The organism is Actinomadura kijaniata NBRC 14229, from assembly GCF_001552175.1.
GTDB classification, from domain to species: Bacteria; Actinomycetota; Actinomycetes; order Streptosporangiales; family Streptosporangiaceae; genus Spirillospora; species Spirillospora kijaniata.
Map to the genome: position 1 here is coordinate 1 of NZ_BCQR01000050.1, position 15366 is coordinate 15366.

The 15366-nt window shown below is 74.6% G+C and carries 14 protein-coding genes and 1 pseudogene; 5 read left to right on the top strand and 10 right to left on the bottom strand.

Annotated elements, in window-relative coordinates:
* The 3 genes from AKI01S_RS17410 to pdhA all read right to left on the bottom strand — a co-directional run.
* Window positions 1–425: biotin/lipoyl-containing protein (locus AKI01S_RS17410; RefSeq protein ID WP_305790804.1), on the bottom strand; the 425-nt coding region annotated here is incomplete at its 3' end.
* Complete coding sequence (locus AKI01S_RS17415) at window positions 422–1438, bottom strand: alpha-ketoacid dehydrogenase subunit beta (protein ID WP_067818313.1); 1017 nt, start codon at window positions 1436–1438, stop codon at window positions 422–424. The genes AKI01S_RS17410 and AKI01S_RS17415, both read right to left, overlap by 4 nt.
* Before the next feature lie 11 nt (window positions 1439–1449).
* Window positions 1450–2604, bottom strand: coding sequence for a pyruvate dehydrogenase (acetyl-transferring) E1 component subunit alpha (pdhA, locus tag AKI01S_RS17420; RefSeq protein ID WP_083999744.1), 1155 nt, complete (start codon window positions 2602–2604; stop codon window positions 1450–1452).
* 140 nt (window positions 2605–2744) lie between these two features.
* Between pdhA and AKI01S_RS17425 the strand changes: the two genes are divergently transcribed.
* Window positions 2745–3464 carry a GntR family transcriptional regulator gene (locus AKI01S_RS17425; RefSeq protein WP_245681671.1) on the top strand — a complete coding sequence of 240 codons (720 nt, stop codon included), beginning with the start codon at window positions 2745–2747 and terminating at the stop codon, window positions 3462–3464.
* Here AKI01S_RS17425 and AKI01S_RS17430 read toward each other — a convergent pair.
* Complete coding sequence (locus tag AKI01S_RS17430; protein ID WP_067818319.1) at window positions 3436–3852, bottom strand: pyridoxamine 5'-phosphate oxidase family protein; 417 nt, start codon at window positions 3850–3852, stop codon at window positions 3436–3438. The genes AKI01S_RS17425 and AKI01S_RS17430 overlap by 29 nt on opposite strands.
* Before the next feature lie 81 nt (window positions 3853–3933).
* On the bottom strand, window positions 3934–4629 hold the full coding sequence (locus tag AKI01S_RS17435) for a GntR family transcriptional regulator (RefSeq protein ID WP_067818322.1): 696 nt from the start codon (window positions 4627–4629) through the stop codon (window positions 3934–3936).
* A 131-nt stretch (window positions 4630–4760) separates the two neighbouring features.
* On the opposite strand from AKI01S_RS17435, the gene AKI01S_RS17440 reads away from it, so the two are divergent.
* From AKI01S_RS17440 to AKI01S_RS17450, 4 genes and pseudogenes are all read left to right on the top strand, one after another.
* On the top strand, window positions 4761–5990 hold the full coding sequence (locus tag AKI01S_RS17440) for an NRAMP family divalent metal transporter (protein ID WP_067818325.1): 1230 nt from the start codon (window positions 4761–4763) through the stop codon (window positions 5988–5990).
* Window positions 5991–6003: 13 nt separating this feature from the next.
* Window positions 6004–6561 (top strand): annotated as a pseudogene (locus tag AKI01S_RS53510) (5-oxoprolinase subunit B family protein); the annotation flags it as partial.
* Window positions 6562–6840: 279 nt separating this feature from the next.
* Window positions 6841–7785 (top strand): 5-oxoprolinase subunit C family protein, encoded by a 945-nt coding sequence (locus tag AKI01S_RS17445; protein WP_439951673.1) that lies wholly within the window; start codon window positions 6841–6843, stop codon window positions 7783–7785.
* A complete protein-coding gene (locus AKI01S_RS17450; RefSeq protein WP_067818334.1) occupies window positions 7785–8576 on the top strand; it encodes a putative hydro-lyase in 792 nt (263 codons plus the stop codon). The genes AKI01S_RS17445 and AKI01S_RS17450 overlap by 1 nt, the downstream gene beginning before the upstream one ends.
* Here the strand turns inward: AKI01S_RS17450 and AKI01S_RS17455 are convergent.
* The 5 genes from AKI01S_RS17455 to AKI01S_RS17475 all read right to left on the bottom strand — a co-directional run bounded on the left by AKI01S_RS17455 (window position 8566) and on the right by AKI01S_RS17475 (window position 15346).
* A complete protein-coding gene (locus tag AKI01S_RS17455) occupies window positions 8566–11625 on the bottom strand; it encodes an alpha-L-rhamnosidase (protein WP_067818342.1) in 3060 nt (1019 codons plus the stop codon). The two genes, AKI01S_RS17450 and AKI01S_RS17455, sit on opposite strands and share 11 nt — an antisense overlap.
* Before the next feature lie 58 nt (window positions 11626–11683).
* On the bottom strand, window positions 11684–12187 hold the full coding sequence (locus AKI01S_RS17460) for a nucleoside deaminase (protein WP_067818431.1): 504 nt from the start codon (window positions 12185–12187) through the stop codon (window positions 11684–11686).
* A gap of 45 nt (window positions 12188–12232) precedes the next feature.
* On the bottom strand, window positions 12233–12961 hold the full coding sequence (locus tag AKI01S_RS17465) for a class I SAM-dependent methyltransferase (RefSeq protein WP_218009710.1): 729 nt from the start codon (window positions 12959–12961) through the stop codon (window positions 12233–12235).
* Window positions 12962–13100: 139 nt separating this feature from the next.
* Window positions 13101–14132: a S1 family peptidase gene (locus AKI01S_RS17470; RefSeq protein WP_067818349.1), complete on the bottom strand. Its 1032-nt coding sequence runs from the start codon at window positions 14130–14132 to the stop codon at window positions 13101–13103.
* Window positions 14133–14341: 209 nt separating this feature from the next.
* Window positions 14342–15346, bottom strand: coding sequence for a LacI family DNA-binding transcriptional regulator (locus AKI01S_RS17475; protein ID WP_067818352.1), 1005 nt, complete (start codon window positions 15344–15346; stop codon window positions 14342–14344).
* Window positions 15347–15366: the final 20 nt, after the last annotated feature.

Consider the following 15366-nt stretch of genomic DNA (forward strand, 5'->3'; position numbering starts at 1 on the left):
GAGCCGGCGACGCCGTTGGACGCCGGGCGCTCCTCGGCGGCCGGGCCGTTCGTGGCGGCGACGGCGGCGGGCTCGGGCTCCTGCGCCTCGGCGGCGGGCGCGGCGGCGGGCGTGGCCTCGGCCTTGTCCTCGGCCTTGTCCTCGGCCTTGTCCTCGGTCTTCGGCTCGGCCTTGGGGGCCGGAGCGTCGCCCGCGCCGCCGACGACGGCGATCGGCTGGCCGATCCGCGCGGTCTCGCCCTCGGCGACCAGGATCTCGGTCAGCGTCCCGGCCTCGTACGCCTCGTACTCCATCACGGCCTTGTCGGTCTCGATGTCGCACAGGACGTCGCCGACGGCCACCTCGTCGCCCGGCTTCTTGTGCCAGGCGGCGATGACGCCCTCCTCCATCGTGTCGGAGAGGCGGGGCATGAGGATCTCGGTCATCGGGCGGTCTCCACGGTGGAACGGCCGGTCGCGCGGAGGGTCTCGCGACAGACGGTGAGCAGGTCGTCGCCGGACGGCAGCGCGGCCATCTCCAGCGACTTGGCGTAGGGCAGCGGCACCTCGGCCATCGCCACGCGGCGGACGGGGGCGTCGAGCCAGTCGAAGGCGCCCTCCTGGACCGTCGCGGCGATCTCGGCGCCGATGCCGTAGGTGAGCCAGTCGTCCTCGGCGACGACGGCGCACCCGGTCTTGCGGACCGACGTCACGATCGTCTCGCGGTCCAGCGGACGCAGGCTGCGCAGGTCCACGACCTCCGCCGAGAAGCCCTCGGCGGCCAGCCGCTCGGCGACGTCGCGGGCGACGTGCGCCATCCGCGAGTAGCCGATGATCGTGATGTCGGTGCCCTCGCGGGTCACGGCGGCCCGGCCGATCTCGGCGGGCTGGACCGTGGACAGGTCCTCGGGGACCTCGCCCTTGGTGTTGTAGAGGGCGAGGTTCTCCAGGAACAGCACCGGGTCGTCGTCGCGGATCGACGCCTTCATCAGCGCGACCGCGTCCAGCGGGTTGCTGGGCGCGACGACCTTCAGGCCGGGGACGAACGCGTAGTACAGCTCGACGTTCTGCGAGTGGGTCGCGCCGAGCTGCTGGCCGCCGCCGCCGGGCGTGCGGATGACCATCGGCACGCTCTTCTGGCCGCCGAACATGCCGTAGATCTTGGCGGCGTGGTTGACGATCTGGTCCAGCGCCAGCAGCGAGAAGTTGATCGTCATCAGCTCCACGACCGGGCGCAGGCCGAGCATCGCCGCGCCGATGGCGGCGCCGACGAAGCCCTCCTCGGCGATCGGGGTGTCCTTGACCCGGCGCGGGCCGAACTCCTTGAGCAGCCCCTCGGTGATCTTGTAGGAGCCCTCGAAGACGCCGATCTCCTCGCCCATGAGCAGGACGTTCTCGTCGCGGAGCATCTCGGCCCGCAGCGTGTCGCGCAGGGCCTGGCGGTAGGTGGTGATTGCCATCGTGCGGCCTCTCAGACGCGGAACAGCGGGTCGGCGGGAAGGCGCGGGACGTCGTTCGGCACCGGGGTGGCGTAGGTGTAGTCGAACAGCGTCGACACGTCCGGGTGCGGGCTGTCGTCGGCGAACGCGGCGGCCTCGGCGACGATCTCGGCGACCTCGGCCTCCAGGCGCTCGACGTCCTCGGCGGTCAGCAGCCCGGCGTCCTGGAGCTCCAGCTGCGCCTTGGCCAGGGGGTCGGCGGCCTTGAGGGCCTCCTTCTCCTCCTTGGTGCGGTACTTGGCCGGGTCGACGACCGAGTGGCCGCGCAGGCGCGGGCTGGTGGCCTCCAGCAGGAACGGACGGCTGTTCTCGCGCGCGTACTCCACGGCCTCCCGGGCCGCCCGGTGCACGGCGAGCACGTCGGTGCCGTCCACGCGGGCGCTCTCCATGCGGTAGGCGGCGCCGCGCTTGTACAGCTCGGGCTCGGCGGCGGAGTTCTCCACCGTGGTGCCCATGCCCAGCCCGTTGTTGATGATCACGAAGACGACCGGCAGGTCCCACAGGGCGGCGATGTTCAGCGACTCGTGGAACGCGCCGATCGCGGCGGTGCCCTCGCCCATCTGGACCATCACGACGTCGTCGGAGCCGGTGTAGGTCACCGCCAGCGCCGCGCCGGTGGCCAGCGGGAGCTGGCCGCCGACGATGCCGTAGCCGCCGAGCAGCCGGGCCTCGGTGTCGAACATGTGCATCGACCCGCCCCAGCCCTTGGACACGCCGGTGGAGCGCCCGTACAGCTCGGCCATCACGCGCCGCGGCTCGATGCCCTTGGCGATCGCGTACCCGTGCTCGCGGTAGTTGGTGAACAGGTAGTCGGTGGGACGCAGCGCCGACATCAGGCCGACGACCGTGGCCTCCTCGCCGAGGTTCAGGTGGCAGTAACCGCCGATCTTCGCCTCGGTGTAGGCGCGCGCGGTCCGCTCCTCGAACCGGCGGATCAGCAGCATCTGCCGGTAGAACTCCACGCGCGCCTCGTTGTCGGACGCCTGCCGGGCGACCGCGCTGGCCCGCTGGTCGGCGGGCTTGGCGGAGCCCTTGCGGGCACCCTTGCTGGAGCCCTGGCCCAGGGCGTTCGCGGCGCGGGTCGTCCTGCGGCTGCGGGCCGGGGCGGCCTTTGTGGTCTCAGGCATCGGCTTCTTCCTCCGTCGGGGGATGTGCCACGGGATCACCGCGCCACTCACCGATCATCATTGATCAATGATCGATCATATGACCTCCGTCAAGGGGTCCGCACCAGGCGCGCGGGAGGGCGCCCCCTACCATGGGGTGCGTGAACGCCCCGTCCGCCTCCGCCCAGCCCGCCCCCGGCGACGATTCCCCCGCCCCGATCCAGCGCACCGGACTGGTCGACCAGATCCGCGAGTTCATCGTGGACGGCATCAGCACGGGCCGCTGGCAGCCGGGCGACCGCATCGTGGAGCGCCGCGTCGCCGCCGAGCTGGGCGTGAGCCAGGGGCCGGTACGCGAGGCGTTGCGCCTGCTGGAGACGTTGCGGCTGATCGAGACGCTGCCCAACCGGGGCGCCCGGGTGCGTCCGTTCACCGAGCGCGAACTCGGGGAGATCTTTCCGGTGCGGGCCGGTCTGGAGCGCACCGCCGCCGAGCTGGCGCTGCCCCGGATCAAGGCCCGCCTCGACGAGCTGGAGGCCCAGAACGCCCGCCTGGCCGAGGCTGCCCGCGCGGGCGACCTGGATCGGCAGATCCGGTTGAGCATCGATTTCCACCGTGTCGTCGTCGAGTGTTCGGGTAACCAGTTGCTTGCGTCGGTGTGGGAGGGGCTGGGCATCGAGCTGTGGACGACCCTGTCCCTGCGCCTGCACAAGACGGAGATCTACTCCAAGTCCGCCGAGCACGCCCGCCTGATCGAGGCGTTCCGCGCCCAGGACCCGGCCGCGCCGCAGATGCTGCACGACCACGTGATGAACTACGCGCCGCTCGGCTGCCTGCCGGGCGACGGCGGGCTCAGGGGGAGCGCAGCCGCCGACCGGTGATCTCGGTCGGGGTGAGCCGGATGTGGGCCTCGCGCTCCCCGTCCGGCCACGGCTCGACGGGGACGGGCTCCCCCTCGGGCATCCGCCGCGCGCCGCCGCGCAGCAGCACGCTCCAGCCGGTGTGGGTCCGCTCGTCGATCCGGTCGACCTCGAAGGCGATCCGGACGTCGGCGTCGGTGAACAGGGTGTCCAGGGACCGGTTGAGCCGTCCCGACAGTGTGGTGCTGAACACGACGGTGTCCCCGTCCAGGCCGAAGTTGACCGGGGTCACCGCCGGTCCCTGGCCGTCGTCGAACCCGACCCGGCCGACCGACACCTCGGCGATCAGGCGCAGGCATTCGGCGCGGTCGAGCTCCTCCAGCACGGAATGGTCGGTCGGCTGACGCATCTTGTCCCCCCGAAACGAGCGTCGTTCACGTCCCGTTCCATCCCTTACCGGGTTCGGCGGGGTTAACCCTCGCCGGGCGGGTCAGGTGAGGGCGCGGTAGGCGGCGGTGAGCTGGGCCTCGGCGTCGTCGAGGTAGGAGCGCAGCTCGCGTTCGGCGGCCTCCCGGTCGCCGCGCCACAGCAGGTCCGCGATCATCCGGTTGCGGTGCAGGTAGGGCCGGTGGAACTCCCGGGGCGAGCCCATCACGTGGAACACCAGGCGCAGCTCGGCCAGGATCCGCCGCATGGTGTCGTCCACGCGCGGGCTGCGGCACAGCGCCCCGAGCGCCCCGTGGAAGGCGATGTCGGCGGTCCCCACCGAGGCCCAGTCCCCGGCGGCGGCGGCGCGTTCGCCCTGCTCGACGGCCTCGACGACGCGCGCGACCGCCACCGGCCCGGCCGCGGCGGCGTTCTGGACGCCCGCGCACTCCAGGATGCGCCGCATCCGGTACACGTCCACGAGGTCCTCGACCGTCAGACGCCGCACGAACACGCCCCTGTTGAACTCGTGCACGACCAGGCCCTCCATGGCCAGCAGCCGGAACGCCTCGCGCATCGTGTTGCGCGACACCCGCGCCGCCGCGCACAGCTTGTCCTCCGGCAGCCGGTCGCCGGGCTTGAGCCGCCCCGAGGCGATCTCCCCGCGCAGCAGGTCGGCGACGCGGATGGCGGTGCTGGACCGGCCGAGGTCGTGGCTGGCCGCCTCGATCCGGGAGATCCACTCCTGCTGCGCCGTCATCGGCTCCCTCGCTGGTCCCGATCCGGTGGACCCGCCCAGCGTAACGCCGAGAACTGTTCAACAGAAACCTTGCGGGGATTGTTCAACAATCTTACGATGCGGAAAAGTTCCCTGAGCTCCGAGGGGCCGCCATGACGGACCGCACCCTGCAGGACCACGCCGAGACCACCCCCGCCCGACCCGGACGCGCCGCCCTGGTCGGGGCCATGTTCCTGATGGCGACCAGTGCGATCGGCCCCGGCTTCATCACCCAGACCACCGTGTTCACCGCCCGGCTGGGCGCGGCGTTCGCGTTCGCGATCCTGGTGTCGGTGCTGGTGGACATCGCCATCCAGATGAACGTGTGGCGCGTCGTCGGCGTCGCCGGCCGCCGCGCCCAGGACCTCGCCAACGGCGTGCTGCCCGGCTCCGGCTACGCCCTGGCCGGGCTGGACGTGTTCGGCGGGCTGGTGTTCAACATCGGCAACGTCGCCGGCTGCGCCCTCGGCCTGAACGCCCTGTTCGGCCTCGACTTCAAGATCGGCGGCGTGCTCTCGGCGCTGGTCGCGATCGCGGTGTTCCTCAGCCGCCGCGCCGGGGTCGCGATGGACCGCATCGTGATCGTGCTCGGCTTCGTGATGATCGCGATGACGCTGTACGTGGCGATCGTGTCCGGCCCGCCGGTCGGCGACGCGCTGCGCCAGACGGTCCTGCCCGAGCAGGTCGACTTCCTCGTCATCACCACGCTGATCGGCGGCACCGTGGGCGGCTACATCGTCTACGCCGGCGCGCACCGCATGATCGAGTCGGGGCTGACCGGGCCGGAGCACGTGCGCGGCATCACCCGCGCCTCGATCTCCGGCATCCTGATCACCGCGCTGATGCGGGTGCTGCTGTTCCTGGCGGTGCTCGGCGTCGTCGCCGGAGGCGTGAAGCTGGCCGCCGCCAACCCCGCGCCGTCGGCGTTCCAGCACGCCGCCGGTGAGGTCGGGCTGCGCGTCTTCGGCCTGATCATGTGGTCCGCCGCGATCACCTCGGTGATCGGCGCGTCGTACACCTCGGTGTCGTTCTGCGTGTCGTTCTCGCCGTGGATCCTGAAGTACCGCAACTACCTGGTCGTGGCGTTCATCGCGGTGTCCACCGTGCTGTTCCTGGCGCTCGGCAAGGCCCCGGTGACCCTGCTGATCCTGGCGGGCGCGCTGAACGGCCTGATCCTGCCGTTCGGCCTGGGCCTGCTGCTGTGGGTGGCGGCCCGCCGCCGCGACCTGATGGGGAACTACCGGTACCCCGCCTGGCTGCTGGCGATCGGCGCCGCGGCCTGGCTGCTGTCGATCTACCTCGGCTGGAACTCCCTGACCGCGATCACCGAACTCTGGAACTGAGAGAGAACCCCGCGTGCGGATCCTGCCCAACGGCGACCTGTCCCTCCTGGTCGAGCTGCCCGACCTGGAGACGATGCTCGGCCTGCACTCCGCCCTGGCCGACGACCCGCCGCCCGGCGTCGTGGACGTGGTCCCGGCGGCCCGCACGCTGACGCTCCTGCTCGACCGCGCCGCCGACCCGGCCACGGTCGCCGCCGCCGTCCGCGGCGCGCGGCCGCGGCCCCCGGCGGCGCGGCCGGGCGACACCGTCGAGATCCCGGTGGTGTACGACGGCGAGGACCTGGCGGAGGTGGCCGACGCGACGGGGCTGACCCCCGCCGAGGTCGTCGCCGCGCACACCGGAACGCCGTGGCGGGTGGCGTTCACGGGCTTCGCCCCGGGCTTCGGCTACCTGGTGGGCGGCGACCCCCGCCTGAACGTCCCGCGCCGCTCCGTCCCCCGCGTCCGCGTCCCGGCGGGCGCGGTGGGCCTGGCGGGGGAGTTCAGCGGCGTCTACCCGGTGGAGTCCCCGGGGGGCTGGCAGCTGATCGGCCGCACCGACGTGCCGATGTGGGACCTGGACCGCGACCCACCCGCCCTACTACGCCCCGGCGTCGAAGTGCGCTTCGTCGCAAGGAACACCACCCCACCGACCCCCCCGAGCCTCCCCAGAACAACGAACTCCCCAGCGCACCCCACTCCGGAGGCGCACCCCATCCCGGAGACGCGCCCCACTCCGGAGACGCGTCACACCCCGGGGAGGAGCCACACCGGGCAGGCGCATCGCGCCGAGGAGACGCATCGCGCCGAGGAGGCCAGGTCAGGCCCAGGGCAGCCGGGCCCGGACGCGACGGCCGACCCTGCCCCGGAGGTGCGCGGCGGCGCGCGGGATGAGGCGGGAGCGGAGGGAACGGGCGCGCGCGGGGCGACCGGCCGGGCTCCGGAGGGGCGGGTGCTGGAGGTGGTCGCGACGGGGCCGTTGGCCACCGTCCAGGATCTGGGGCGTGCCGGGAACGCGGCGCTCGGGGTCGGTGCGGCGGGGGCCGCCGACCCCGCGGCGCTGCGGCTGGCGAACCGCGCCGTCGGCAATCCCGAGGACGCCGCCGCGGTCGAGGTCACGCTCGGGGGGTTCGCGGCGCGCTGCCACGGCGGGGCGTTCGCGGTCGTCACCGGCGCGCCCGCCCCGCTGACCGTGGACGGGCGGGCCGTGGCCCCGTACTCGGTGTTCCCCGTGCCCGACGGCGCGGAGGTCCGGATGGGCCCGCCGCCGTCGGGGTTGCGCAGCTACCTGGCCGTGCGCGGGGGTGTGGCGGTGCCGCCGGTGCTCGGGTCGCGCTCCACCGACACCCTCTCCGGGGTCGGGCCCGAGCCGGTGCGGCCCGGGACGCTGCTGCCGGTCGGGGAGCCGCCCGAGGCGGCGCCGTTCCTGGACGTGCTGCCCGTGGGGCGCCCCGCCGAGGACGAGATCACGCTGCGGGTGCGGCTCGGGCCCCGCGACGACTGGTTCACGGGCGACGCGGTGGCGGCGCTGCTGGCCGAGCCCTACACGGTGACCAGCGAGATCGACCGGGTGGGGATGCGGCTGGACGGGCCGCCGCTGGCCCGCGCCCGGTCCGGGGAGCTGCCCAGCGAGGGCATGGTCACCGGCGCCCTCCAGGTGCCGCCGTCCGGCCGCCCCGTGCTGTTCCTGGCCGACCACCCGCTGACCGGCGGCTACCCGGTGATCGCCGTGGTGGTCGCCGCCGACGTCCCGCGCGCCGCGCAGGCCCGGCCCGGGCAGCGGCTGCGGTTCCGACCCGACCGAAGGGGAACGTGATGAGCACTCCGCCCGACGCCGCGACACTCACACCCGACCAGGCCCGCGCACTGTTCCGTGGAGGGCTGCGCGCCCCCACGGCGGGCTGGTGCGCGGGCTGGACCCAGGCGAACCTGATCGCGGTGCCCCGCGAGGACGCCTACGACGTGCTGCTGTTCGCCCAGCGCAACCCCAAGGCGTGCCCGGTGCTGGACGTGACCGAGCCGGGTGAGACCTCGGCGTCGCTGTTCCGCGGGGACCTGCGCACCGACCTTCCCGGCTACGTCGTCTACGAGGACGGCGTACCGGTCGCCGAGGTGACGGACGCGACCGGGCACTGGCGCGACGACCTGGTGGCGTTCCTGATCGGGTGCAGCTTCACCTTCGAGAACGCCCTGGCGGAGGCGGGCGTCCCGGTCCGCCACATCGAGCAGGGCCGCAACGTCCCCATGTACCGCACCTCCCGGCCGTGCCGCGGCGCGGGCGCGCTGGGCGGCCCGCTGGTGGTGTCGATGCGCCCGGTCCCCGCCGAACGCGTCGCCGACGCCGTCCGCGTCACCGCCCGCTACCCCGCGGTCCACGGGGCGCCGGTCCACGTCGGCGACCCCGCCGCGCTGGGCATCGCGGACCTGGACGCGCCCGACTTCGGCGACGCGGTGGACGTGCGCCCCGGCGAGGTCCCGGTGTTCTGGGCCTGCGGTGTGACCCCGCAGGCGGCGGTGATGGCCTCGCGCCCGAAGTTCGCCATCGGCCACGCCCCGGGCCACATGGCCATCACCGACGCCCGCGACGCCGACTACCTCATCCCCTGACCGGCGCCTCGACCCGGTGGCGGCCCGACCCCAGCTCACGGCGGCCACCGGGCACGGCGACCTCGGCGACGGCGTTGACCGGCACGCGGACGTCGAGGACCAGCGTGCCGCCGCGCCGCCGCCAGGCCACCTCGATCCGCCCGCGCACGGTGTCCAGCGCGACCCGCGCCGAGGCCAGCGGCCCGAACGCCCGGGGCGCGACCGCGAACCGCGCCCATCCCGGCCGCAGCATCTCGACGCCGACGACGCGTTCCACCAGCCAGGTCACCGGCGAGCTGAGGATCGGGTCGTTGCGGCCCCGCGCGGTGCTCTCCCAGTTCTCCCAGAACGTCGTCGCGCCGAGCCCCCGCAGGTACCCGTAGGACGGATAGGTCTCCTGCGCGAGGACGGCGTGCGCCAGGTCGGCGCGGCCGTGGTCGGACAGCGCGTAGGGCAGCGTCGCGGTGCCCGCGCACCCGGTGTTCAGGTGCCGTCCCCTCGCCTCGACGTCGGCGGCCAGGCCCGCCGCGACCCTCCGCGCGTGCTCGGCCGGGACCAGCCCGAACGCCAGCGGCACGGCGTTGCTGGTCTGCCGGTAACCGACCGCCCGGTCGGTGCGGTAGTGCCCGGCCCCGGTGTCGAGGAACGCCGCGTTGAACCGCCGGACCAGCTCCTCGGTCCGCGACCGCCAGCGCCGGGCGTGGTCGGCGCGGCCCAGCAGGTCGGCCAGCGCCGTGGCGTCCCGCAGGCTCTGGACGAGGTGCGCCGTGCCGACGAGCCGACCGCCCTCGGGCGCCTGCGGGTTGCCGGTGCCGTGCGGCGGGTACCAGTCGCCGAACCGGTCGTCCATGAGCCCGTCGCCCGCCTGCGCCAGCAGCCATTCGGCGTAGCGGGCGACGGCGTCGAAGTGCCGTTCGGGAACGGTCGGGTCGCCGTAGGTCATCCAGTAGCGCCGCACCAGGTACGGGTACACGCCCGTCCAGGTCGGGGACGGCTCGCCCGCCAGGTCGTCGCCCAGCGGCGCGACGAGCGGCAGCCGCCCGTCCGGGGCCTGCCGCAGCCGCAGGTCCTCCAGCCACTTGGCGAACAGGCTCGCCGCGCCGAACCGGTACAGCATGGGCTGGGCGGCGAAGTGCGCGTTGCCGGTCCATCCGCTCTTGCCCCCGGCCGGGCCGATCGCCGGATGCCCGAACAGGACGCCGCGGGCGCTCTGCGCGAACGCCCCGACGATCCACTGCGTCACCGGGTGCCCGACGCGCAGGTCCATCGTGTCGGCCAGGTCGCCGCGCACGGGCACGGCCACCAGGTCCAGGTCCCGGTCGGTGCCGCTGACCTCGACGTACCGGAAGCCCTTGTAGGTGAACGACGGCTCCCACGTCTCCACGCCGCGCCCCGCCGCCGTGAACTCGTCCACCTGGTAGCGGCCGGTCACGGCGGGGTTGTGGTGCCAGCCGGGCGCGCCGACGAACACCCGGCCGCGGTCGTCGAGTTTCTCCCCGTACCGCATCCGAACCGTCGTGCCCTCGGGGAGCCGGGCGCGCAGCCGCGCCCATCCGGCGAGGGTGGGCCCGAAGTCGTACACGCGGACGCCGTCGCGCCGGGTCACCGCCACCGGCCTGATCGCCTCGTGCGTGCGGACGGGCTCGGCCGCGTACGCCTCCACCCGCCCGGCGGGCCGCTCCACGACCACGGCGGGCCGCCACCCGGCCGCGCGGAACCCGGGCTCGCTCCACCCTTCCAGCCGGGCCGCCCGCCGCGCGTCGTAGGACTCGCCGCCCATCGCGCTCTCGGCCGTGGTCGGGCCCTCGGTCACCCGCCAGTCCGGCCCGGTGCGCACGGTGACCGCGCGCCCGTCGGCCAGCGTCACCACCAGCTCCGCGCGGACCCGCGGCTCGGCCACCCACGGCGCGAGATGGCTCCCGTCGGTCTCCGGGGCCCGGGTGGCGAAGAAGCCCCGGCCGAGCGCGATCCCGACGGCGTTGCGGCCCCGCCGCACCAGCCCGGTGACGTCGTGGGAGGTGAACAGGGCGCGGCGGTCGTAGTCGGTGACGACCGGCGACAGCACGGCGTCGCCGACGCGCCGCCCGTTGATCCGGCTCACCGCGTGCCCGAGCCCCGACACGTACAGCCGCGCCGCCGCGACCTCGCCCGGCACGTCGAACTCGGCGCGCACCAGCGGGGCGGCGGGCGGGTCCGGCGGGATCCCGAACAGCCAGCGGTCGTCGGCCTCCCGGACCCCGTCGCGGTGGGCGTCGCCGTGCGGGTAGGCGTCCGCACCGGCCCCCATCCAGCTCAGCTCGCCCCGCACCCGCGACAGCTCCAGGTAGAAGGCGCCGCCCTCCACCGGACTCGGCAGGTCGAGCCTGCCCTGCACCTGCCCGTCGAGCCCGGACAGCTCCCGCCGCCCGAGCACCGCCCCGCCGGGCCCGTCCCGGTGCAGCGTCATGACGCACCCGGCGCCGGTCCCGGCCGTCAGCAGCACCGCGACGGCCGTCAGCCGGCTCCGCGACCGGAACGTCTGCCCCAGCGTGTGACCGTCCTCCAGTCGTGCCGGGAACAGCCGGCGCGGCCCGAGGGTGTGCGGCGACGGCGGCAGCACGACCCCGGTGCCGATCCACCGGGCGGTCCACTCCTCCTCGCGCATCAGCGCGGTCTCGAACCACGACGCCGCGCTCCACGGCCCGGCCCGGCCGCCCTCGTCCCAGACGCGGACGCGCCAGTGGTACCGCGTCCGCGACCGCAGCGCCGGGCCGCCGTACACGCGCGCGGTCTGCTCCCCGGACGCCACGCGCCCCGAGTCCCACACGTCCGCCCGCCCGGCGGCCGATCCGACCGCGATCTGGTAGGCGCTCTGCGAACGCCCGGTGCCCCCGGCCTCCAGCCGCCACCCGAACCGGGGCCGCGCGGCGTCGATCCCGAGCGGCGCGACCAGATGCTCGACGGTGAGGTGGACGGCCCGGACCGGCCCGTCCCCGGGCTCGGCGGCCCGCGCGTCGCGGGCCGGGACCGCGCTCAGCGCGGCGGCCCCGGCCGTTCCTCCGATGAATCCCCTACGGCTCATGTCGCTCATCGCCCGATGCTCGGTGAGCGACACGGGTCCCGGCGTCCGCCGCCGGGCGGCTCCGCCCCTACTCCGCCGGGCGTACCGGGTCGGGCACCGCGCGCCGGTGCAGCTCGCGCATCGTCTCGGCCAGCGCGGGCACCGGCCCGTCCACGGAGACGCCGGGCGCGACCTCGTTGACCGGCAGCGCCCGCACCGGCGAGGGCCGCGCGCCCCATCCGGCCCGCCACTCGACGAGCTGCGCCGACGACACGGCGTAGACGATCCGCCCCAGCCCGACCCAGGCGTGCGCGGCCGAGCACATCGGGCAGTGCTCGCCGGAGGTGAACACGGTGGCGGCGGCGCGCTCCTCCGGCGTCATGTTCCCGGCGGCCCACCGCGCCAGCTCGAACTCCGGATGCCGGGTCTGGTCACCGTCCTTGACGCGGTTGCGGTCCTCGCCGAGCACCCGGCCGTCCCCGCCGACCAGCACGGACCCGAACGGCTCGTCCCCGTCCTCCAGCGCCTCGGTGGCCAGCTCCACGCACCGCCGGAGGTGGGCCATCTCCTCGGTGGTCGGTTCGTATGTCATGCCCGGATCGTAGATCATCGGGCGGGGCGGGCGGGTTTCCGCCGGTCACCGGAGGGCGACCAGCACGGCGCTCGGCCCGTGCTGCCAGACCGGCCCGGCCTCGGCGAACCCGGCCCGGCGCAGCAGGGCGGCATGGCGTTCCAGGCTGAGGCCGTTGTCGCCGCCGGGTCCCAGGTCGCGGCGGTCCCGCTCGGCCAGCAGGCCGGCGAACGCGGGCTCGCCCCGCACGGCCCGCCACCACGCGGCCCAGTCCTCCCCGGCCGGGGACTCCCGGGGGCCCAGCGACGCGGCGAGCGCGGCCACGCCGGGCTGCTCGGCGACGAAGTGGTCGGCGTTGACGAGCAGGCCGCCCGGCCGCAGCAGCGACCGGACCTCCCGGTAGACCCGCAGCAGGCCGGGTTCGGGCAGGTAGTGCAGGGCGGTGCTGGAGACGACGGCGTCCAGCGGGCGGTCCGCGCCCAGCGCCCCGGTCCAGCCGGGCGAGCCGATCACCGCGTCCGCGAACCGCACCGCCGCGCCGTGCCGGCGGCGGCCGAGCTCCAGCAGGAACGGGTCGGCGTCCACGGCGACGACCTCCAGGCCGGGCGTCCGGGCCGCCAGCCGCGCGGCCAGCGAGCCCGGCCCGCAGCCCAGGTCGGCGGCGAGCGGCCGGTCCCGGCCCGCGACGGCGCGGGCCACCAGGTCGGCGACCACGGTGAGGCGTTCCTCGCGGTCGAGGGCGTAGTGCCGCTGCTGGAGCTCCCAGCGCTCGACCCAGTGGATGGCGGGATCCATGCCGACGATCATAGGGAACGATAACCGTTTCCAAAAGGGGGCGGGCAGGCCCGGAACCGGGCCTGCCCGAGGCTTCTCCGGCGGGGCGGGGCGGGGAGGGAGGGGGAAGGCCCCGCCGGAGACCGTCGATCCGGGTCGGTCAGTACACGCTCACGCCGTAGACGTTCAGGGCTTCCACCACGGGCTGGAAGAACGTCGTGCCGCCGGTCGTGCAGTTGCCGCTGCCGCCGGAGGTGAGGCCGAGGGCGGCGGTGCCCGCGAACAGAGAGCCGCCGCTGTCGCCGGGCTGGGCGCACACGGTGGTGCGGATCAGGCCCGACACCGTGCCCTGCGGGTAGTTCACGGTCTGGTTGAGGGCGGTCACCTGGCCGCTGCGCACCTGGGTGGTGCTGCCGCTGCGGCGGACGCTCTCGCCGACCACCGCGTTGCGGGCGCTGGCGATGTCCTGGGAGCCGGGGTAGAGGTAGACGCTGCCGGGCTTGGCGACGCTTGTGTTGGTGTAGCGGACGATGCCGTAGTCGTTGCCCGGGAAGCTGCTGCCGGACCGGGTGCCGAGCGTCTGGCTGCCGTCGGTCCAGGTGGACCCGGCGTTGGTGCAGTGCCCGGCGGTCAGGAAGTACTGCGTGCCGGCGCTGTTGCGGACGTTGAAGCCGAGCGAGCAGCGGGAGCCACCGGTGTAGATGGCCTGCCCGCCCGCGATGAACGTCGTGAACCTCCCGGCCACGTGCTCCAGCCGCACGGCCGAGCCGTGCTTGGCGGCGGCCTTGCGGACCTTCGCCAGCTTCGCGCCGGTCACCGAGTCGTCGTAGGAGACCACGACCTGGTTGGAGACCGGGTCGGTGCCCCACGCGGTGCCGGGGATGCGGGCCTCGCGGTCGAGGGCGCCGGTGACCTTCGCGAGCGCGGCCGCGTCGCGCGCGACCGTGCGGGGCACGGCGCCCGCCGCGCGGACCGTGGAGGCCGCGCCGGCGTCGGTGACGTTGACGACGAGCCTGCCGTTGTCGACGTAGGAGCCCGCGCTGCGGGAGCCGAGGGTGTCGGCGAGGGTCTGCGCGACCTTGCCGGGGTCGGGCGCGGGCGCGGGAGCGGCCGTCGCGTGGGCGGGGGCGGTGGCCAGGCCGGCGGCCAGGGCGGCCGTCGCGAGAACGGGGACGGAACGGGTGAGGCGCATCCTCACTGCCTCCTTTGGCGGGATCGCGGCGCGTCCCGATGACGCGTCACGATTCACGTGAAGAGTGAAGAAGTCTCATATGGCGTGACAATTGGGGGAACTTGCCTAATCGTCCGACTGGATATGGCGAGCCTGTGAGGACCCCCTGTCAGGGTGATCCGACGCCGCCCCGGCGCTGACCGGATCCGGCCACCGAAATCGGGAACCGATCAGCCGGACGCCCGGACCACCAGGCGTGGCTTGAGGATCACCACCGGCTCCGGCAGCGGATCGCCGTTGATCCGCGCCATCAGCAGCCGGGCCATCTCCCGTCCCATCTCCTCGGCCGACTGGTGCACGGTCGTCAGCGGCGGATCCGCCAGCGGCGCGGCCGCCGAGTCGTCGAACCCCACCACCGCCACGTCCTCGGGAACGCGGCGGCCGTGCCGCCGCAGCGCCCGCAGCGCGCCCAGCGCCATCGGGTCGTCGGCCGCGAACACCGCGTCCAGCCCCGGATCGCGCTCCAGCAGCTCCTCCACGGCGGTGATGCCGCTGGCCTCCCCGAAGTCGCCGTAGACGACCAGCTCGGGCAGCCCCGCCTCGGCCAGGGCCACCCGGTAGCCGGTCAGCCGGTCGATGCCCACGCCCATGTCCTGCGGACCGGCGATCGTGGCGATCCGGCGGCGGCCCCGCGCCACCAGGTGCTCCACGGCCTGCCGCGCGCCCTCGCGGTTGTCCACGTCGACGTAGCTGACCGGGGCCAGGCCCGGCGGGCAGCCGCCGAGCACCGTCGGCACGCCGCCCGCCTCCAGCCGCGCCGGCAGGGGGTCCTCGGCGTGCAGCGAGGTCAGCAGGACGCCGTCCACGTGCTGCGGCGTCAGGTAGTGCTCCAGCCGCGCGTACTCCTCCGGCGACCGCGCCAGCGCCAGCAGCAGTTGCAGGCCGGTGTCGCCGAGCGCCGCGCTGATCCCCCGGATGATCCCGGCGAAGTACGGCTCCCCGAACAGTCGCTGGTCGGACTCGGCGACCACCAGCGCCACGGTGTCGGTGCGGTTGGTGACCAGCGTCCGGGCCGCCCGGTTGGGCACGTACCCCAGCTCGTCGATCGCCTTGCGCACCGCCTCGCGCGCCTGCGCGCTGACCTTGGGGGAGCCGTTGATGACACGCGACACCGTCCCGCGGCCCACCCCGGCGCGGGCCGCGACCTCCTCCAGGGTGGGCCGTCTGCCCGTCATCGCTCCCCCTCGCCAGGGGC